This window comes from Flavobacterium sp. DSR3-2, assembly GCF_049896525.1.
Taxonomy (GTDB): domain Bacteria; phylum Bacteroidota; class Bacteroidia; order Flavobacteriales; family Flavobacteriaceae; genus Flavobacterium.
The window spans coordinates 1-19,477 of the sequence record NZ_JAFCUM010000022.1 but is presented as its reverse complement, the minus strand read 5'-3'; the positions used below and the strand labels follow the sequence as shown (position 1 = coordinate 19,477).

The following is a 19,477-nucleotide window of genomic DNA, read 5'->3' as shown; positions in this document are numbered from 1 at the left end:
GTTCCCAACTTTTTCAACAAGCCGTTGGAACGGAATTTTGTACTCGAAAAATAACCAACATATAACCCTCTTAAAAGTTGTGAATAACTTTATGATGCTTTACATAGGAGTAGCTGTTATGGGTTGCTTTTTTGTTTATTAAACTATTCGCCCCATAAATGATAAACAGTAAATTCTTTTCGGTTTAAATTTATTATTACAAATCCATTTTTGTTTGTTTCCCTTTCGTTTCCTGGTTCTACTGCTATCCAACCCGTTTTGAAAACAAAAACATAATTTTCGGTAAAGTCAGCTTTATTTAAAAAAGTTTCTAAAAGGCGATATGAATAATCTTTGTCATTATAATTTGTGAATGGTTTAATAGATTTCCTTTTATAAACTAAACTATCAGTAAGTTGATAACCATTCTTTATCGCGAAGTCAAGAATTTCTTTTGTTGAGAAAACGTTTGCGCTATTACTTTTCCAATGAAATTCGCTATTTCCACCCCAAGGCCCTTGGTCGTTTATTTTTGACTCAATTGAGCCATTTTGGTAATTTGTCCAAAAACCCGCAGGAGTCGTTTTGAGCAAGCAGTTTTCAAAAAAAATAAGGTCAAAATTGTTAAAATCGCTTTTATTTTAGTTTCAAAGTTGTCTTTTAATTATGTAAATATTTTCTTTTAAGGTAACCCATAATGTCTCGCTACTACAGCGGGTTTGGGACTAAATTAAGTTTTATTTCCGGTTTAAAACTAATTTTCCAAAATCAAGACAAATTTTAAAGTAAGCCTAAAACCCAAATCTGGCTAAACCCCTGTCGTAGGCAGTGCTTGATTTTTTTTCGGTTATAAATTTACAAGGTTTTTATGCTCTTAAATATTTTATATTGTGATTCTACAACAGATTGATTTATACCATGAGCTGCTTTTGGTAACAAATAATATTCTTTTTTAGGTGCTTTAATTGTATCGAAATATTTTTTTGAATTTTCTTTTGGTGTCAAAATATCTTCATTACCTTGTATTAAATATACAGGAATTTTAAAATCTAAATTATCTTTCATTAAGTCAATGTTTGCAGTCATTGATTGTACTCCCAATTTGTCATCGCCAACAAAATTTACAAACGAGTAATCGTCTCCATCTTCTCTGTTTTTATTATCTATGTCGTTATCGTAAGTAGGAGAAAGTTGAAACCAATTCTCTGGAGCAGGTGTTGAATTTGCTCTTTCATATTTTTTTGCAATTCTAAATAGCAAGCCTACATTTTTTGCTCTGCTATAAGGGGGTTTACCTATAAAATTTAATATTTCCAGAGCTTCTTTGTCATTTCTGCCCTCGGCCATTTTATAAATTTTAGTGTAAGCTTTTATATCAATAGTAGGATTAACAATTTGAGAATGGCCAACATAAGCATAAAAAAGGTCTGGTCGTTTTGTAGCTATTTTTACTCCAAGTACTGAACCCCAAGATGTACCAGAAAGTATCATTTTTTGTTTTCCTAAATATTTCAAAAGATATTTTGACACCTCAACTCCATCGCTAGTCATTTGTTCAAGTGTTAAAGGATTTGCTTTTAAATATTCTGGAGTTAATTCCTCAGGAGGCGCGTTGCGTCCATAAGTTCTTCCAGTTCCTCGTTGATCCCATTGAACCAGAATAAAATCTTTTTCTAAATCTTTATATAAAACGTCTGTGTAAGGGCTTATTGGGCTACCTGGTCCTCCGTGAATAAACAATATAATAGGTTTTGAACTATTTCCTTTTATTGTAACCCATTGTTCAATACCATTTACTAAAACATATTTTTCTTCAAATATTTGATTTTTTAAGGCGGAATCATTTAAGGTAATTTTAGTTTGTGCAGTTGCAAATGCCAACTGAGTATCACTGTCTTTTACGGTTTCTTTTAATTGTGCCAAACATAAAAAAGGGAGTAATAAAATGAATAAGGATGTAATTTTCATAATTTCAAATTTTTAATTGTTAGTATTAATTTGAAGCAAAATTGCATGATAAGTTTAACGTTGGAGACCGAATGAATAAAGTCGAACCAATTTTAAATAATTAAATTGGTTCGACTTTATTTTAATAACGTTCGACTTTTTACGAAGCCTTTATAATTAAGAGTTTCTAAATTCTGTAGGCGTTTTATTGGTGTGTTTTTTGAAAGCAGTATTAAAAGATGATTTCGAATTAAAACCTACTTCATAAAGAATTTCTAAAATAGTAAGCTTACTTTTAGAAGGGTCTTTTAAAATTTGCATTGCTTTTTGAATTCGATATTCATTTATAAAATCAAAGAAATGTTGGTTTATTTGATGATTAATCAAAATAGATAAATCACGAACAGGAATATTAACTTGTTTAGATAATTCTTGTATTGTTAATGATGGTTCGAGATAAGATTCGTTTTCTAAAACATATTTTTTTACGAGTTCGATTTGCGAAGCGATTTCTACCGATTTTGGAGTCTGAAATGATTCTTTTTCTGTTGAAATAACTACTTCATTTATCAATAGCATATTTGAATCAACACCTTTAAAAAGGTCAGGATTGTTTAAAGCTTTTAATACAAACCAGCAACTTATAATTAGTGCAATCGTTCCAATAATTACATTTGAAATGTTAAGAAAGACATTATAATCAGTATATCTTATCACCGATTTAAAGAAAACAATACAATGTGCAATTAAAAAAAATACAGTCATTTGAAACAACCATTTGTACGATGAGTGATTCGAATTGGTATAATTTTCTAAATAAATTTCTTTGTATTTTTTTAAAATTATAAAAACCAAAACAATATAAAAAGCATATTGTAGCTCAGCTAGAATATAAAAAAAGCGTATTTCTAACATTTTCTTAAAATACTCATAAATGTAAATGCTTTCTATAGTTGTTGCTAAATAAAACCGTGGAATAAACACTAAATTTGTAATTACAAACGGAATTATAAGTGTCAAATGTTTTGGTTTTAATCGAAAATCTGAATGACAAACTGCTTTTACATACAAATAGAATATCGGCATAATTAGCAAACTAATTGTCATTCTAAAAATCTCAAAATTTAAATTAGTTTCAAAATATTTATCGGTAAAAAAACTACTCAAATCGAATGCCGTAATCATTAGAAAACTAGCAAAAAGTCTATTTGAAAGTTTGTTTTTTGTACTTACTGTTAACAAAAAAAATGCAAGAAGTAACATTATAAATATAGTAATTGAACTAATAATATTTAAAAAGATGGGTTTATCCATTTAGTTTTTTTTTGTTATCGTTACAATTTGTAATAAAATTCGAAAATTGTTTGATTTTTTCATTAATGAAGATAATCAACTATTATAAATAATTTTATTGTTTTATTAGTCAAAATTAGTTATTCTTCTCACTTCGCATTGCTTACAACGTCAGTTCGTCTAAAAACCTTCAAACGAACTCATTTTAGTTAATCAGTAAGTAAATATATGTGATTTAAACTACAATTAAAATTCTTTCTGGAAAAAAGCATTTATCATTCTTAAAACAAAACAATCCGTAAAAAACGTTAAAAACGGGTGATAGAACCCCAAAATACAAAGACAACATTTTTAGATATTGTTTTAATAAATTTTGGTCAATCAAGTTGAAAATTCGGCGCAGGTTGTAAGCTGAAAAAATTAAGCTAAGATGATCTGAGGCATGTTTGACGGTCTTCTTTGTGATGATATAATAAAAATCCCATTGCCTTTTTATAACACCTTAGGAATGTTCTACTATGGCTTGCCTTCTGCGGTAGACTTCATAATTGTTTTTGATTCTAACCTTGTTTTGATAAATCAAATCTGCGTATTGGGAGCGTTCTATAATTCTGCCTTTGGGATTTTTAGTGCATTATGTGAAGAGTTTGCAATTTACACCGAATAGTAGTTTTTGACCAGCGCGGTCCGCCTGCTTGGTATCTTTACGGTAGCCAAAGTTCAAGTTTCTGTAAAAGCTGATTTTATGGGTAAAGGAATTTGTGTTCAAAAGTGAAGGAAAACACGAAAAAACTAGCTGAAACCACTCCGCAAAAAAAGAGGAACAAAATCCTCTTGAAAATATCGCTACAATTTTTACGATAACTCCATAGTGTTGACGGCAGGTACTCGGCTCTCCCGTAAAAACGGGACAGGCTGTTCAACACGGGTTTCATTGTTGGTGCTGCGCACGCAACGAAGCATCTAACTGTTAGCTGTTCGTTGCTTTTTTTCGATTATTTGTTTTTTTACTCTAAATTCAGCAACTTTTTTGCTTTGTTAATATCAATTTGATTGTTATTTGAAATTTCTACGAAATATTTTGTTTGCCAATTTTGAGTTTTTTGTGCTTGTTTATTTGTTGTTAAATTCCAAGTTGGGTAAACTCTTATTCCGCGTTTCCCTTCTCCGTTTTTGTTTGATAAGATTTTATTTTCGCTTAAAATCTTTTTGTTAAATATAAAAACGCCAAGTTTAGTTTCTGCTTTAGTTCCAATTATGTAGAATTCAAATTCGTCAGCGATATTGTGTGGTTCGGTAATTCCATTTTGATTTCTTTTCCATATTGAAACAAATTGTCCCGTTTTCGTCGGTGTAATTTTCGCCATCCTAAATTTCACTTTCTGATTATTAAGTTCAAAATTATGAGCAAAATATTCTTGACATTCTAATTCAGTTTCAACGTTTTTTAGTTTAGTTTCGCAAACTTGAAAAACATATTTATTTATTAAATCTAATTCGGAAAATAAGTTATTTGAATTTGTCAACTTTGAATGATTAAGAGTTTTTATTTTAATTTATTTTCCTTTAATTTAGTTTGTTTTTCCACTTTGCGGTGCAATGACAGCTAACGTCAGTTCGTCTAAAAACCTTCAAACGAACTCATTTTAGTTAATCAGTAAGTAAATATATGTGATTTAAACTACGATTAAAATTCTTTTTGGAAAAAAGCATTCTTCATTCTTAGAATAAAAAAATCCGTAAAAAGCGTTAAAAACTGCTGTTAGAACCTCAAAATACAAAGCCAATACTTTTAGATATTGTTTTAATAGATTTTGGTCGATTAAATTAAATATTCGTCGCAGGTTGTAGGCTGAAAAAATCAATCCAACATCAGCGGAGGCATGTTTGATCGTTTTCTTAGTCATGATATAATAAAAGTCCCATTGGCGTTTTATAACTCTCCCGCAAAGAGCGAGACAGGCTAGGGATGTTCCACTATAGCTTGCCTTCTGCGGTAGACTTCATAATTGTTTTCAATTCTAATTTTGTTTTGATAAATCAAATCTGCGTATTGGGAGCGTTCAATTAGTCTGCCTTTGGCATTTTAAGTGCATTTTGTAAAGAGTTTGCAATTTACACCGAAGAGCAATTTTTGACCAGTCCGTTATGCCTGCTTGGTATCTTGGCGGTAGCCAAAATTCAAGACCCTGTAAAAGCTAATTTTACGGGTAAGATTACTTATGCTCAAAAGTGTAGAAAAACACGAAAAAACTAAGATTAAAATTAATCCACAAAAAAAGAGGAATAAAATCCTCTAGTAATCCTATGTCAAAATTTCACGATAACACCATAGTGGTAACGGACGTACAATCAGTTCCGATCAACCCGGGTTTCATTGTTCGTGCTGCGCACGCAACGAAGCCTAGCTGTTGGTGGCAGGTATTATGGTTAACAACAACTCTAAATATTTTTATTGTTTCTTCGAAAAGATATAAACATAAAAAGCCCAAACAAAATTTCAATAAGTGCACCAGTTAATAAAGTACCAAAAGATTGTACATTATTTTTAAATAATAAGTATGCTGCAATTCCTAAAATAGCTCCTAAAATCCAATATGGCTTAATTCCATAAATAGAAGAAAATGTTAGATATCTTCCGCCAATAATCAGAAGCATACCTTGAAAAAACCATTGCGTATGTTGTAACGAAAGCCCAAAAGCAATAGGTAAACACATAATCATAAATACCGTTCCTTCCATCCCCAAGTTTCCTAATGGATTACCCTTAGTATGATTTCCACTTAGTCCAATTGTCTTGTAGAGAAGTACACTCACAGGATGGATAATCACTCCTCCAATTAAAAGTGTCCAAACTGCCTGGCTAGCAGAATATTGATATGTTACTATTGCAGAAATGAGCCACGTAAGTCCTGAGACAATTATACCTATGGAACCATTTGCATAACCTCTGCGCATATCTGTTTGAAATTGTACAAGAGTGTCATTCATATTTATTGGGCCATTTAATGATTTTTCAGCCATTTTTTTTAGATATTTTTATTAGTTAATTGTCAACTGGATTTTTTTTACTTGCCGCCAACGTCAGTTTGTCTAAAAACTTTTAAACAAACTCATTTTAGTTAATCAATAAGTAAATATATGTGATTTAAACTACAATTGAAATTCTTTGTGGAAAAAAGCATTCTTCATTCTCAAAACAAAACAATCCGTAAAAAGCGTAAAACTGGTGTTAAAACCGCAAAATACAAAGACAATACTTTTAGATATTGTTTTAATAGATTCTGTTAATCCGGTTGAAAATTCGGCGCAGGTTGTAGGCTGAAAAAATTAAGTTAACATAATCTGAGGCATGTTTGATGGTCTTCTTTGTGATAATATAATAAAAATCCTATTGGCGTTTTATTATTTCATAGGCATGTTGCACTATGACTTGCCTTCTGTGGTACACTTCATAATTATTTTCGACCCTAACCTTATTTTAATAAATAAAATCTGCGTTTTGGGAGCGTTCTATAATTCTGCCTTTGAGATTTTTAGTGCATTTTGTGAAGAGTTTGCAATTTACACCAAATAGCAATTTTTGACCAGCGCGGCACGCCTGCTTGGTATCTTGGCGGTAGCCAAAGTTCAAATTCCTGTAAAAGCTGATTTTATGGGTAAGGGCATTTACACTCAAAATTAAAGTAAAACACAAAAAAACCACGGTTAAAATTACTCCAAAAAAAAAGAGGACAAAATCCTCTTATAATCCCCTTTCACTATTTTACGAAAACTTTATAGTGTTAACATAGGTGTAATCGGTTCTGTCCAACACGAGTTTCACTGTTCGTGCTACGCACGCAACAAAACCCTAAGTATCAGCAACTGGCCTATGTAATCAATCATATCGTAATTTCTTTAAACTAGAATTAGAAAAAGAAGTTCCTAAATATTTTAAACTCCTAATTGTTTTTAATATTCTCATATGTCACTTTTAGGTGATAATAGTTTGGTTTAATATAGCCTAGCCTTGGATTATTTAAGTCGTTAATTACTGTCATTGTCAGCGTGATCATTATAAAATAAATAATTGGCACCAGGTAATGAACCTTTAATTTCATTCCGTTCATAAACCCTACCAAAAAACCAATCAATAACGACACAATTACTAAAAGAAACATAATAAATGAAGGTGTTCTCTCAGAGTAAGAATATGCAAGGAGCGAAACCGAAGTTTGAATGTGATCAAAGCATACGGATATTTTATTCAGTTGAGTGGCGTCTTTCAAATCGCTTGTCTGTTCATTGTATTTAATCAAATAAAACCAATAGGTATCACTTATTTTTTTAGCATTGTATAAAAATTGCTCTTCATTTGATTGTTCATAGGTAATTTGATTGCGGAGAAAAGTTACTAATGTATTTTGAGTGAATTTGTAAAAAGGCTCAGGCATTGCTTTGCTATACCGGTAAAGCATATCGATGCTATTGGCTTCTTTGTGGATAGTAGCAGATCTTTCACGGTGTGTGTTACCAGCCTGCAGAAAAGTAAAAGAAATGATTAAACCAAATATACCTACAACTGAATTTTCTACACCGGAACTTTCCCATTTGGACTTTTTCTTATACCGTTTGGCATAAAAAATTCCGCTGCCGATAGATAGGAATAATAATGCTCCAAAAAGAAAGTTGAACCATGAAGAGTCAATAATAGTTTGCCACATATCAAATTTTTTTAAAGATGCTTTACATTGAATACTAAATAAAAATTATACAAAAAGTTTTTTTAAGTACTACTGTTCTTCTTGCTCATCGCTTTTGCAATAGAAATAAATAATAGAGAAATTAAGAAAAACCCGATAAATAAACCAACGCTGTTTAAAAGTACTTTTTTTAATCCGAGGATATTTGCATCAACAAATGGATAGGGATAAAATCCGGATAAAGCACCGCGAAATAAAACAAAAACAGCGTAAACGAAGGGATACAGCAACCAAGGAAAAGCATTTTTCCATCTCAATCCGTCTTTAGGGGCAAATAGATACCAATACAAAATAAACAGTAATGGTATAACTACATGGAGTAATTCATCTGCTAATCTCTGCAAGCCTACCGGAGACCATATCTGTCGCAATATTAAATTGTATAATAATCCAACTACGAAAATATAAATTGTAATAGCATTTAGTATACTTGCCTGTGAAAAAAAAATGCCCGAACGGGAATTTGGTTTTACCAAAAGAACGGTAAAACAAAATGCAACAAGAATATTGGTAAGGATTGTGTAAAAACTAAAAAAACGAATTATGGTTTCTGGTACAGATTCTACCCTATTAAGAATAATAAGATATAACTGAAGAAGTATGGCAAACCATGTTACTGCGGCACCAATTATTAAAAATGTTTGCTTAGCTTTTGTTATTTTTTGTTTCATATTAGTATTCAGTTAATTTTCGTATTATTAAATGCTTACCACTAAAGTCAGTTCGTCTAAAAACCTTCAAACGAACTCATTTTAGTTAATCATTGAGTAAATATATGATTTAAACTACAATAGAAATTCTTTCTGGAAAAAAGCATTTATCATTCTTAAAACAAAACAATCCGTAAAAAACGTTAAAAACGCGTATTAGAACCCCAAAATACAAAGACAATATTTTTAGATATTGTCTTAATAAATTTTGTGCAATCAGGTTGAAAATTCGGCGCAGGTTGTAGGCTGAAAAAATCAAGCCAACATGAGCTGAGGCATTTCTAAAGTTTTTAGGGCTAAATATTGCGAAAAACTCAAGGCGAAATTGCCTATCCAATACGAGCAAATCCGGCAGGAATTATGGCAAATACCATGGGTAGTATTTGCCAAAAAACCTTTTGGAATTCCCAAATCGGTGGTGGAATATTTGGGAAGATAAACTCATAAAATCGCAATCATCAATAATAGAATCAAGAGCATTGACACGCAAAACGTGACTTTTGATTACAAGGATTACCGAATGGCGGGCTTTAAAAAACAAATAACACTAACTCATCAGGAATTTCTCAGCCAGTTTTCGTTGCATATTTTGCCCAAAAGATTTGCAAAAATCCGTCATTATGGTTTTTTGAGCAGCACTTGGAAGCATCAAAAGCTGAAACTTTTACAGGAAAAACTCAAGGTAAAAGTTCTGGAAAAAGTAGAAAAGAAGCCCTTTTACCCAAGTGTCCTTATTGTAAAACAGGCAATTTACACCGAATAGCGGATTTTGACCAGCGAGATCCGCCTGCTTGGTATCTTGACGGATGCCAAAGTTCAAGTTCCTGTCCCGCTAATTAGCGGGATGGGAAAGGGATCTTATAACCAAAAGTGACGGAAAACACGATAAAACTACCTTTGAAACCACATTAAAAAAAAGAGGACTAAATCCTCTTATAATCCCCTTTAAAAATTTTACGAAAACACCCTAATGTTGACGGCAGCAAATCGGTTGCGTTCAACACGGGTTTCGTTGTTGGTGCTGCGCACGCAACGAAACTTTAACCGTCATGCCTAGTTTTTATTCTATTGTAAAGTTAAATGTTTGCCCATTTTGTTTTAAAATCATTGTCTTTTCAATTGGATTGAAATCTAAAATTATTCCTTCCTCTATATAAACAAACTTATCTTTTTCTGTTGCTTGTAAAGTGAATGCATTTTGTTCGGTTGCTTGTGCAATTAGATTTAAGTTGTTCTTTGTGATAGTAATTTTAATAGGCAGTTGACTACTGATATAAACACCCAAATATTTATCTAATTCTTGGCTTGTAACAACATAGATATTTGTCACTGGTGGTGGAATATAATTGTATGGAATATAATTTTCCCAATGCCAAGGCGTAAATTTATCACCAATTGAATATTCTAAAAATTCTTTAAAAATACTTTCCCCGTTGTCATTGTTGGTCATAATGACTACCGCAATTTTTTTATCTGGGAAACAAATTGAATAATGTCCCCAACCATCATCGTGTCCTTCTTTAAAAAATGCTCTGCTCCAAGGTGTTATAAATGTTCCTACGCCAAAACCATATCCCAACTGAATACTGTCATTGTCGGTACTATCGATTTTGGCAAGTGGCCCAAATTGGCTTCTTGATCTTATTCTTACTTGCTGGCTTGTCATTTCCTTGAAACTCTTTTTGGAAAGTCCTTTACCATTTATAAAATGTGTGTAGAAAACTGTAAAATCTTCAAAAGTTGTACTCATAGAACCGCCAGCATTTGCTTCTTTCCATTTGTTAAGTTCGTAAGGTTCGCCTTTGGCATTGTGTCCGTAACAAATATTTTCGTCAAAACGAGTTTGCCAAACTTGACTTGTGTTTGTCATTCCCAAAGGTTTAAAAACTATTTCTTGTGAAATAGTTTCATAATCTTTTCCTGTAAGTTGTTCAATCACAAATTGCAATAAGTAAATTCCTTCGCCTGAATAAGAGTAACGAGTACCTGGGTCAGATTTAATTTTTAGTTTTTTATCTGCTTCAAACCAGCGCCAATTAGGAAAGCCTGTTGTATGCGTCAGACACATTCGGGCTGTTATTTTTTCGTAACGTTTATCATCTTTTAGGTCGTCATAACCACGTCTAAAACCATTTATTTTGATTTCGGGTAATGGTTTGTTCAGATATTCCACAAGTGGTTTGTCAAGGTCAATAACTTTCTGTTGGACGTATTGCATAACTATATAAGCAAATACAGTTTTCGCAAAGGATGCACCGTACATTACCGACGATTTTTCAAAAGGGATGTTTTTTTGAACATTCGCAAGTCCATATGTTTTACTAAAAATGATCTTATTGTCATTAAAAAGGGCCACTGCAACACCTGAAACATTGGCAACTTTTATTAAGTACTCAATTTTTGCATTTAAACTTTCAGTAGTGATGGTACTTCCGTCAATTCTTTTAATGGATTGGCCAAACGAAATAGTTGAAACGGTTAGAAAAGTTGCTACTAAAAGCATTTTAAATTTCATAATTTTTCAGGTTTTAGTTCTAATATGCCGCATAAAATCAGTTCGTCTAAAAACCTCATAACAAATTTATTTTAGTTAATCACTTAGTAAATATATGATTAAAAATCTTTTTGAAAAAAAGCATTCTTCATTTTTAAAATAAAACAAACCGTAAAAAGTTTTATAAACTGGTATTAAAACCCCAAAACACAAAGCCAAAACTTTTAGATATTGTTTTAATAGATTTTGGTGTATTAAATTAAATATTCGACGCAGGTTGTAGGCTGAAAAAATTAAGCCAATATCAGTTGAGCCATGTTTAATGGTTTTCTTTTTCATGAGATAATAAAAATCCCATTGGCGTTTTATTACTCTCCCGCGAAAAGCGGGACAGGCTCAAGATGTTGCACTACGGCTTGTAATCTGCGGTAGACTTCGTAATTGTTTTCGATTCTAACTTTATTTTGATAAATCAAATATGCGTTTTGGGAGCGTTCAATAAGTCTGCCTTTGACATTTTTAGTGCATTTTGTCAAGAGTTTGCGATTTACACCGAACAGCGGTTTTTGACCAACGTGGTCCTTCTTTAAGTTTTTTGGCGTTAGCTAAAACGCAATTTCCATAGAAGGCTAATTTTATGGGTAAGGGAACTTGCATTTAAAAGTGAAGGGAAAAACGACACCAAGCCCAAAATACTTCTCAAAAAAAAAGACGACCAAATCCTCTCATAATCCTCTCTCACAATTTTACGAAAACTTCATAGTGTCAACTGACGTACAATCGGTTCCGTTCAACCCGGGTTTCATTGTTGGTGCTGCGCACGCAACGAAACCTTAGCTTTTATGCAACGTTTATTTTTCGTCTTCTTCTAGTATTTTTTTCTTTTCTTTTGCGTATTCTTGTTGAGTAATTACCTTTTCATCAAGTAATTGTTTTAACTCTCTGAGTCTGTCAAACTTTGATTTGGTCTGATTTTGTTGTGGAGTTGTTTTAATTATTGACTGTTCGCTACCTGAACTCGGTGTCAATTCATAAGTATGGGTCGGCTTATACTTCATTGTCCACAGAAATGGAACTAAAACAAAAATTCCACCAATAATTGCACCTACATCGACTTCTTCATCTCTTGAAAAAGATGTGTTTAAAGGGTCATAACCTTCCTTTTCCAATTTAACAGTTGTCGTACTGCCAACTATCTTTGTGTCTCGGTGGGTATAAGGTGTTGTTCCTGCGGGTTCACCATTTAGATAAACTTGCGCACCACTCGGGTTTGACTGAATCATTGTCGTGCTTGCACAACTTGTTAGTAAAACTGAGCCCGCTAATAAAAGTAAAATCGTTTTCGTCATCATTGTCTGTTTTTTCATATTTGTTCTGTTTTTAAATGTTGCATAACGTCAGTTCGTCTAAAAACCTCTACACGAACTCATTTTAGTTAATCAGTGAGTAAATATATATGATTTAAACTACAATTAATATTCTTTTTGAAAAAAAGTATTCTTCATTCTTAAAACAAAACAGTCCGTAAAAAGCTTTAAAAAAGGGTTTTAGACCCCCAAAATACAAAGCCAATACTTCTAGATATTTTTGTAATAGATTTTGGTCTATTACATTAAAAATTCGACGCAGGTTGTGGACGGTAAAAATCAATCCAACATCAGCTAGTGCGGATTTGCATTCCGTGCCCGTAAGAATAATCAATTATATTATATCTTACTGTAACTGTTTGAAATTTTCAAATTGCAGATTTTATTTGTCAATGTAAAATCAGTAAAAGGATTACTAATCTGTTATTGTTGCTTAAAATAATAACTGAGCACTTCGTGGTCATTGCGATCAACGAAGCAATCACATCTAATATTTTCTTTTAATAAAGTGCATATCATTGTGGGCACGGATTGCAAATCCGCGCTATCGGAATGTCTTCCCTTGTAGTAATATGATTACCGTCAACCTACCCTATTTTTTCTCCTATTTTTTGTTTCTTATAGTTTTTGCAAATTGCTCCCGATATGTAATACCTATTGGTATTGGTATGTCATTAATTAGTACACGGGCTCTTTCAATGATTCCAATATGTTTCAAGGAGATAATATAGGACTTATGGATCCGGGCGAAGGCTGAAATAGGAAGCTGTTTTAAAATGTCGTTCAAGGGCAAAAGCGTCATGATTCTACCTTTTTTAGTATAGAAAGTGATGTAGTTACCCGCTCCCTCAATATACAAGATGTCAGTTAATTCTATTTGAAATGTCCGTGTCCCGCTTTTAACCATAATTGATTCTCCAAACTGATCTAAACTGGAGTTTAATGATGCACTTTCGTTTGAAGGAGAAGAGAGGCTATTTGCTTTGTTCACCGCCTTTAGAAACCGGTCATATCTTACAGGCTTTAAGAGGAAATCCACAGCGCTGTAATCATAACTCTCAGCGCCAAATTCAGGATAGGCCGTAATAAATATTATTTTAGGAGTTGTCGGTAATGATTTTATTAATTCCATCCCTGATAGTTCAGGCATGTTTATATCAAGAAAAACTAGGTCTACAGGATTGTTCATCAAGAAAGACATGGCAGTAAATGGATTGGTAAATCCTTCTGTAAATTGCAAGGATGGAGTTTTCTTTATATACCTTTCAATAAGGTCAAGTGCGAATGGTTCGTCATCGATTGCAATACATCTCATTTTAGTTAATTTTTATTTGAAGTCTAACATTAAAGAAGGAACCTGAATTATCGATTTCCAGTATATGTTGATTAGGATAAAGAAGCTGCAGCCTCTCCCGTGCATTTGGTAGGCCAATTCCAGAGCTATTATTTTCCTGAATAGAATGTTCAAATTTATAATTTTTAGTCTCTAATACTAATATATTGCCTTTTAAAAATATCGAGATGGTTATATCCGATCTTTGACTTAAGATTATTCCATGTTTAAACACGTTTTCAATAAATGGTATAAGAATCATAGGAGCAATTTTATGGTTTTGCCATTCCCCATTTATTTTATAATTAACCTGACTTGCCAGTTCTGGTGATAGTCGTTGAAGCTGAAGTTTTACAGTATTATCAATATAACAAATTTCTTTTTCAAGGGAAACTTTATCATCATTGCTCTCATACAGCATGTAGCGCATGAGACCTGAAAGTTTTTCTATAATTTCGGCTGTGACCACATCATTGTTCTTTGTGGCTGAAGAGTATGCCATATTTAATGTGTTAAATAAAAAATGCGGATTAATCTGTGCTTTGAGATATTTTAGTTGCGTAGAAAGTTTATCTTTTACTAATTGTTGCTGAATTTCCTGATTTTGAATCCACAGTTTTGTAAGCCCGTATCCACACGATAAAGAAAGGATTATCGTCTTACTCTGTATGTTCATAGCGATATCTGACCACATAGATTCTTTTTCTGTTGAAAATAGTGAAATGCTATATAACTGGTCTAAAATGGAATTCAATAAAACAGTAAAAACATATAAAAGGATCAGATAAACAAAATAATGCTTATATCGTTTTTTAGAAATATATAAGGGAATCAAAAAAAGAGCATTTATGTAAAAAAGCATAATACTGAGACAAGTACTCCAAACTAATGGAAAGTAAATACTGCCATCTTGTTTTCTAAAAGGTCCAATCGTATAAGCAGTATGCCATATAAACAAGAATAATGAAATCCAGACAACTATGTGTAATAACGGTTCTATCTTATTTCTTTTCTGTAGATCGAGACTGCCTAATAACATGGTTTACTTTATTTTAATGCAATCAAAGATACTTAAAGCAAACAAATATCATCTTAATTTTATTTATATACCACTGTTATTATTCTAATTCCATTGGTCAACTAAATTCGTTAATGTAGATAATTATTGCTGGCATTTAAATAATAGAATTGTCGGATTAAAGCAAAATTTTCACTTTTACATTCATAAGGGTAATTTCCCTCAACTAATAAAATCATGTTAAATATGAAAAATTCTAAATTATTGTTTTATTTCCTGGCACTTTTATTACCTGTTGTAAATTATAGCCAGAACATAAAAAAAGAAATTAAACTCAGTCAGCTTATTGATTCCATAAATTTAAAACTCAATGACAATTATGTATTTCCTGATAAGGCACAGCTAATTGCAAAATCTTTAAAAGCACAATTAAAAAAGAAGGTTTTTTCTTCAACGGCAAATGAACCGCAAAAACTTGTCAAACAATTACAGGCTGAAATTTTTAAAGTCCATAAAGACCCTCATATGGTAGTTGATTATAACCCAGGGTGGCAAGGGCATACACAAGGGTACACAGGACCATCTGCGGAAGAAATCACGCAATTCACAAAATTTGTAAGAGATAACAATTTTATGTTTAAGAAGGTAGAACTGTTGCCGGGTAATATAGGCTATTTGCCCTTTAATATTTTTGTGGAGCATGTAAAAGAGGCCAAACCAATTATAGCTTCTGCTTTGGGATTTTTAGCTAATTCTTCTGCCATCATTATTGATTTAAGAGAAAATAGAGGAGGCGAGCCAGAAATGGTTAGCCAACTGGAAAGCTACTTTTTTAAAGAAAAGACACGTATGAACGATTTAATAAACCGCACGAAAAAAGATACTATCTCTTATTATGCAGATCCCGCGAAGACAGACGGCTTGACCCTTTCGATGCCAGTATATATCTTAACTAGTAAGAAGACATTCTCTGGAGCAGAGGATTTTAGCTATGGTATGCAGCAGGCCAAACGAGCAACTATTGTGGGAGAGGTTACTGGCGGTGGTGCGCACCCTACGAAACACTTTTCTGTGGGGCAGGGCTTCATTGTTAACATTCCATTTGCCCGTTCATTAAATCCCGTTACTAAAACTGATTGGGAAGGAACAGGTGTAATTCCGGATTTTAAAGTCGAGGCTGCAAATGCCCTTATTAAAGCACAAGAACTTATTTTCAGAGAGCGTCAGTCAGTAGCCACTAATAGTACGGACAAACAAAAATTAGAATATCTCATTAATGCCTTGTATGTAAATAGTGACCCAGGAACTCTTCCTTTGGATCAGTTCAATAAATTTACTGGAACTTTCGGCGCACTTACTATATCTAGGGACGGGAATAAACTTTTCTGTAATTTCTTAGACAATAAAACGGAATTGGTGCATATATCAAAAAATCTTTTTGTGTTAGACAACAACGCTCAAATTGAATTTATAAAAGATGATAAAGGCAATTATTCCTTGGCACGTTTATTTGTCAGCAGCGGAGGAATATTTGAGGAGTTACGAAAATAGTAATGATCTGAATTAATCGAGACAACGAAGATTGCAGGTTTACAAGAAATAATTGGTTGTATGATACGGATTGCTAAAAATGGAAAATCGCAAGGCTAATTGTCACTATGAACACACCAAAATGGTGTAATTGGCTAATAAACAGAAACACTAGTCAAAACGCAATGAAAATTGGTGTTTTAGAATTTTTTGGTATAATGCCGGTGAAAATTTCGGTTTTTTCAGGCTTTAAATCATCTGATGATATCAAACGAAAAAAGTGGTTTAAAAAAGTTATGGAATTAGGCAAAAATCAAAAATAATAATAAAAAGGTGTTTTCAATTTTTAACTAAGAAACTGAAAAACTTATTGAAAAACCAATCGTCATTTATTAGATTTTTATAAAAAAATAGGTAACATAATTAAATATGTGAATTTTACAAACTTGTTCAATAATTGTACAAAGCTATTTTTTTTTAAAATAGTATTTTTTAAGTAGTTGATAAAGAGTTATTTAAATTAAAAATAGTACTTTTATAAAGTTGATAAAATATCATCACTGTGCTGCCAGATGCAGAAAAAAATAAATTATTTTGTTATGACTGATTCAAAAAAAGACATCGTTGCTATCGCTTCTGAAAGTGCTAAAACATTAGCTGCGGCAGTAAAGGCAGCAGGTTTAGTACAAACACTTCAAGGTGCTGGTCCATTTACTGTTTTTGCACCTACAGATATTGCTTTCGAAGCTATTCAAAAAGATGTAGATACACTTCTGAAACCAGAGAACAAGGAAAAACTCGCTAGTATTTTGACTTACCACGTTGTTAGTGGAGAAACAATGGCAGCCGATTTAAAAGATGGTCAAGAGCTCACCACAGTGCAAGGTGGCAAATTAAAAGTGGCTATCAAAGGAGATAAGGTAATGATTGGTGAGGCGCATGTAACCATGGCCGATGTTGCTGCTTCAAACGGAGTTGTTCATGTGATTGATAAAGTTTTAATGCCAAAAATGTAAGTTTACAGCATTTTTATAAAGCCCTCAAGCTTGAAAAATGCTTGAGGTTTTTTTGTATTTCTATAAATTACAAATAGTAAAAGGCAAAATGACAATAATTAGCACTAACAAAAAATTAATAGATAATTGTAATTTAATTGTTTAAGTAGTTGTTTTATAACTATTTACTTCAATTATATAAATAAATTTATTAAAAAATCCTTAACTTTCTAACTCGTTATTAATAATTTTAAAAATTTCTAAAAAATGGAATCAAAAGAAAAAGATTACTCGGAACAAATTGACAAAACTGTAGAAACTATTACTACACATGTCGAAAAAAAATCTGGAACAGGTTTGACTTCAACAATCAACAAATGGATTGATACTCTTGAAGATCACAAAGACTTAAAAACAATTGCATCTGATTTAAAAAAATTAAAAACAGCATACGAAGACAAAAATTTTGAAAAAGTAGTTGCATTAATGGCAACGCTTGGTGAAGAAACTACAAAAGCCGCAGAAATGGCAAAAGGTAGCGAAGGAACCAAAATTAAAGCACTTGGAAAAGCATTAACTGCCGGATCAAAAACGGTTGCTAAATTTATGTAATATTTATAAAGCGTTAGAAAAAAATAATTAATTTTCTAACGCTTTATTAATTTTCGATAATAAAAATTCCATAAAATAGTTGGCATCAACAATATGTTTTTTAAAATTAAATTGCATTAAAAGTGTTGATGAACGCTGATAGAAGAGATGTACATCTCTAGTTCGGTTAAAGCCTACGGTGAGATCGGTGCCCTCAAAGTTGAGCAATTAATTAAATAAAGTTGCCCAAAACCGTTGTAATAGCTGTTGAACTAAACCTTCGGTAGCACTTACCGAGATTTTGTACCTTACGAATATAATTAAAATTCGTATACCATGACTACAAAAAAGAGCATCCTGATGCGTTAAGAGATAACAAAATCATTAACCAAGCCAAGCGTGAAGTTTCTGGATTTGAGGAACTATTAAATCGTTTTGAGCGTACAGTTTCGATTTTAGGTCGAAGTCAGAGCACGTTCAATAATTATTCCCGTCATGTGGCGGCTCCGCACGCTTTACACCATTAAAAAATGCAGAACAGCCGAGTTGGGTGGTCATATCGATGCTTGCTATATTTGTGGTAATCTCACTGTAAGCTACAACTCGTGCCGCAATAGGCATTGCCCGAAGTGTCAGGGTAACAAACGAGAAGATTGGATACAAGCCAGAACAACGGAACTCTTGCCTGTACCTTATTTTACTCAATTTTTTTATTGTTTTTAAAAGGATTTCGTGATACCGCTTCGTTAAATTCACCTGGTATTTACTTTGCCTGACAGTATCAATTCCTTGGCCATTTACCAGCCTAAAATAGTGTATGACACCATATTTGAAGCGACTTGTGAAGCGCTTGAAAGTTTTGGCAAAGGCAAGGAAATGCAAATGGGAATGATTGCCGTTTTGCACACTTGGGGACAGCAATTGAGTTTGCATCCGCACCTGCATTGGATTGTTCCAGGCGGTGGCGTGGACAAAGACGGACAGTGGAAAAATAGCAGAGCCGATGGTAAATTCTTGTTTCCAGTCAAGGCGTTGTCGAAGGTTTTTAGGGCTAAATATTGCGAAAAACTCAAGGCGAAATCGCCTACTCAATACGAACAAATCCGGCAGGGTTTATGGCAAAAACCATGGGTAGTATTTGCTAAGAAACCTTTTGGAAGTCCAAAGTCGGTGGTGGAATATTTGGGTAGATACACCCATAAAATCGCCACCAGCAACCACCGTATTAAAAACATTGACGAGCAAAACGTGACTTTCGACTACAAGGATTACCGAGTAGCGGGCTTTAAAAAACAAATGACACTTACGCATCAGGAATTTATCAGGCGGTTTTCGTTGCATATTTTGCCCAAACGGTTTACTTCGTCAGTTCGCCCTTTGGGCTCGGGTGTGAAAATCCGTCATTATGGTTTTTTGAGCAGCACTTGGAAGCGTCAAAAGCTGAAACTTTTACAGGAAAAACTTAAGGTAAAAGT

Annotated in this window: 17 protein-coding genes and 2 pseudogenes; 7 read left to right on the top strand and 12 right to left on the bottom strand. The window is 32.8% G+C overall.

The window, feature by feature from the left end:
- Positions 1–143: 143 nt before the first annotated feature.
- From ACP7AV_RS16850 to ACP7AV_RS16840, 3 genes are all read right to left on the bottom strand, one after another.
- Entirely contained in the window at positions 144–572 is a 429-nt protein-coding gene (locus ACP7AV_RS16850) for a hypothetical protein (protein WP_426092959.1), read from the bottom strand.
- Positions 573–834: 262 nt separating this feature from the next.
- A complete protein-coding gene (locus ACP7AV_RS16845) occupies positions 835–1,902 on the bottom strand; it encodes an alpha/beta hydrolase (RefSeq protein WP_426092958.1) in 1,068 nt (355 codons plus the stop codon).
- Between the two features lie 201 nt (positions 1,903–2,103).
- Positions 2,104–3,111: a helix-turn-helix domain-containing protein gene (locus ACP7AV_RS16840; protein WP_426092957.1), complete on the bottom strand. Its 1,008-nt coding sequence runs from the start codon at positions 3,109–3,111 to the stop codon at positions 2,104–2,106.
- 550 nt (positions 3,112–3,661) lie between these two features.
- On the opposite strand from ACP7AV_RS16840, the gene ACP7AV_RS16835 reads away from it, so the two are divergent.
- Positions 3,662–3,886, top strand: coding sequence for a hypothetical protein (locus ACP7AV_RS16835; protein ID WP_426092956.1), 225 nt, complete (start codon positions 3,662–3,664; stop codon positions 3,884–3,886).
- A 340-nt stretch (positions 3,887–4,226) separates the two neighbouring features.
- On the opposite strand, the gene ACP7AV_RS16830 is transcribed toward ACP7AV_RS16835, so the two are convergent.
- From ACP7AV_RS16830 to ACP7AV_RS16810, 5 genes are all read right to left on the bottom strand, one after another.
- Complete coding sequence (locus ACP7AV_RS16830; protein WP_426092955.1) at positions 4,227–4,745, bottom strand: MepB family protein; 519 nt, start codon at positions 4,743–4,745, stop codon at positions 4,227–4,229.
- Between the two features lie 150 nt (positions 4,746–4,895).
- Positions 4,896–5,126, bottom strand: coding sequence for a hypothetical protein (locus tag ACP7AV_RS16825; protein ID WP_426092954.1), 231 nt, complete (start codon positions 5,124–5,126; stop codon positions 4,896–4,898).
- A 535-nt stretch (positions 5,127–5,661) separates the two neighbouring features.
- Entirely contained in the window at positions 5,662–6,243 is a 582-nt protein-coding gene (locus tag ACP7AV_RS16820; protein ID WP_426092953.1) for a DUF7010 family protein, read from the bottom strand.
- 920 nt (positions 6,244–7,163) lie between these two features.
- Positions 7,164–7,925 (bottom strand): hypothetical protein, encoded by a 762-nt coding sequence (locus ACP7AV_RS16815; RefSeq protein ID WP_426092952.1) that lies wholly within the window; start codon positions 7,923–7,925, stop codon positions 7,164–7,166.
- Positions 7,926–7,987: 62 nt separating this feature from the next.
- The gene (locus tag ACP7AV_RS16810; protein WP_426092951.1) at positions 7,988–8,635 is read right to left on the bottom strand and encodes a Pr6Pr family membrane protein; all 648 of its coding nucleotides are present in this window, start codon (positions 8,633–8,635) and stop codon (positions 7,988–7,990) included.
- Between the two features lie 316 nt (positions 8,636–8,951).
- On the opposite strand from ACP7AV_RS16810, the pseudogene ACP7AV_RS16805 reads away from it, so the two are divergent.
- Positions 8,952–9,514 (top strand): annotated as a pseudogene (locus ACP7AV_RS16805) (IS91 family transposase); the annotation flags it as partial.
- Between the two features lie 220 nt (positions 9,515–9,734).
- Here ACP7AV_RS16805 and ACP7AV_RS16800 read toward each other — a convergent pair.
- The 4 genes from ACP7AV_RS16800 to ACP7AV_RS16785 form a co-directional block, all read right to left on the bottom strand.
- Positions 9,735–11,189: a serine hydrolase domain-containing protein gene (locus ACP7AV_RS16800; RefSeq protein ID WP_426092950.1), complete on the bottom strand. Its 1,455-nt coding sequence runs from the start codon at positions 11,187–11,189 to the stop codon at positions 9,735–9,737.
- 830 nt (positions 11,190–12,019) lie between these two features.
- Positions 12,020–12,535 carry a PEGA domain-containing protein gene (locus ACP7AV_RS16795; protein WP_426092949.1) on the bottom strand — a complete coding sequence of 172 codons (516 nt, stop codon included), beginning with the start codon at positions 12,533–12,535 and terminating at the stop codon, positions 12,020–12,022.
- Between the two features lie 604 nt (positions 12,536–13,139).
- Positions 13,140–13,850, bottom strand: a complete 711-nt coding sequence (locus ACP7AV_RS16790) for a LytR/AlgR family response regulator transcription factor (protein ID WP_426092948.1) — start codon at positions 13,848–13,850, stop codon at positions 13,140–13,142.
- A gap of 1 nt (position 13,851) precedes the next feature.
- On the bottom strand, positions 13,852–14,907 hold the full coding sequence (locus ACP7AV_RS16785) for a sensor histidine kinase (protein WP_426092947.1): 1,056 nt from the start codon (positions 14,905–14,907) through the stop codon (positions 13,852–13,854).
- Positions 14,908–15,132: 225 nt separating this feature from the next.
- Here ACP7AV_RS16785 and ACP7AV_RS16780 point away from each other — a divergent pair, with 225 nt between their 5' ends.
- The 5 genes and pseudogenes from ACP7AV_RS16780 to ACP7AV_RS16760 form a co-directional block, all read left to right on the top strand.
- Positions 15,133–16,437 carry a S41 family peptidase gene (locus ACP7AV_RS16780; RefSeq protein ID WP_426092946.1) on the top strand — a complete coding sequence of 435 codons (1,305 nt, stop codon included), beginning with the start codon at positions 15,133–15,135 and terminating at the stop codon, positions 16,435–16,437.
- Positions 16,438–16,601: 164 nt separating this feature from the next.
- Complete coding sequence (locus ACP7AV_RS16775) at positions 16,602–16,739, top strand: hypothetical protein (protein ID WP_426092945.1); 138 nt, start codon at positions 16,602–16,604, stop codon at positions 16,737–16,739.
- A 276-nt stretch (positions 16,740–17,015) separates the two neighbouring features.
- Positions 17,016–17,432: a fasciclin domain-containing protein gene (locus ACP7AV_RS16770; protein ID WP_426092944.1), complete on the top strand. Its 417-nt coding sequence runs from the start codon at positions 17,016–17,018 to the stop codon at positions 17,430–17,432.
- 246 nt (positions 17,433–17,678) lie between these two features.
- Positions 17,679–18,023, top strand: coding sequence for a hypothetical protein (locus tag ACP7AV_RS16765; protein ID WP_426092943.1), 345 nt, complete (start codon positions 17,679–17,681; stop codon positions 18,021–18,023).
- Positions 18,024–18,500: 477 nt separating this feature from the next.
- Positions 18,501–19,477: pseudogene (locus ACP7AV_RS16760) on the top strand (IS91 family transposase); the annotation flags it as partial.

Coding starts and splice junctions, on each gene's coding strand:
- ACP7AV_RS16835 (WP_426092956.1), top strand. CDS start 3,662: ATGTTTGACGGTCTTCTTTGTGATGATATAATAAAAATCCCATTGCCT.
- ACP7AV_RS16790 (WP_426092948.1), bottom strand. CDS start 13,850: ATGAGATGTATTGCAATCGATGACGAACCATTCGCACTTGACCTTATT.
- ACP7AV_RS16785 (WP_426092947.1), bottom strand. CDS start 14,907: ATGTTATTAGGCAGTCTCGATCTACAGAAAAGAAATAAGATAGAACCG.
- ACP7AV_RS16810 (WP_426092951.1), bottom strand. CDS start 8,635: ATGAAACAAAAAATAACAAAAGCTAAGCAAACATTTTTAATAATTGGT.
- ACP7AV_RS16765 (WP_426092943.1), top strand. CDS start 17,679: ATGGAATCAAAAGAAAAAGATTACTCGGAACAAATTGACAAAACTGTA.
- ACP7AV_RS16800 (WP_426092950.1), bottom strand. CDS start 11,189: ATGAAATTTAAAATGCTTTTAGTAGCAACTTTTCTAACCGTTTCAACT.
- ACP7AV_RS16780 (WP_426092946.1), top strand. CDS start 15,133: ATGAAAAATTCTAAATTATTGTTTTATTTCCTGGCACTTTTATTACCT.
- ACP7AV_RS16825 (WP_426092954.1), bottom strand. CDS start 5,126: ATGACTAAGAAAACGATCAAACATGCCTCCGCTGATGTTGGATTGATT.
- ACP7AV_RS16770 (WP_426092944.1), top strand. CDS start 17,016: ATGACTGATTCAAAAAAAGACATCGTTGCTATCGCTTCTGAAAGTGCT.
- ACP7AV_RS16815 (WP_426092952.1), bottom strand. CDS start 7,925: ATGTGGCAAACTATTATTGACTCTTCATGGTTCAACTTTCTTTTTGGA.
- ACP7AV_RS16820 (WP_426092953.1), bottom strand. CDS start 6,243: ATGGCTGAAAAATCATTAAATGGCCCAATAAATATGAATGACACTCTT.
- ACP7AV_RS16795 (WP_426092949.1), bottom strand. CDS start 12,535: ATGAAAAAACAGACAATGATGACGAAAACGATTTTACTTTTATTAGCG.
- ACP7AV_RS16775 (WP_426092945.1), top strand. CDS start 16,602: ATGAAAATTGGTGTTTTAGAATTTTTTGGTATAATGCCGGTGAAAATT.
- ACP7AV_RS16840 (WP_426092957.1), bottom strand. CDS start 3,111: ATGATTACGGCATTCGATTTGAGTAGTTTTTTTACCGATAAATATTTT.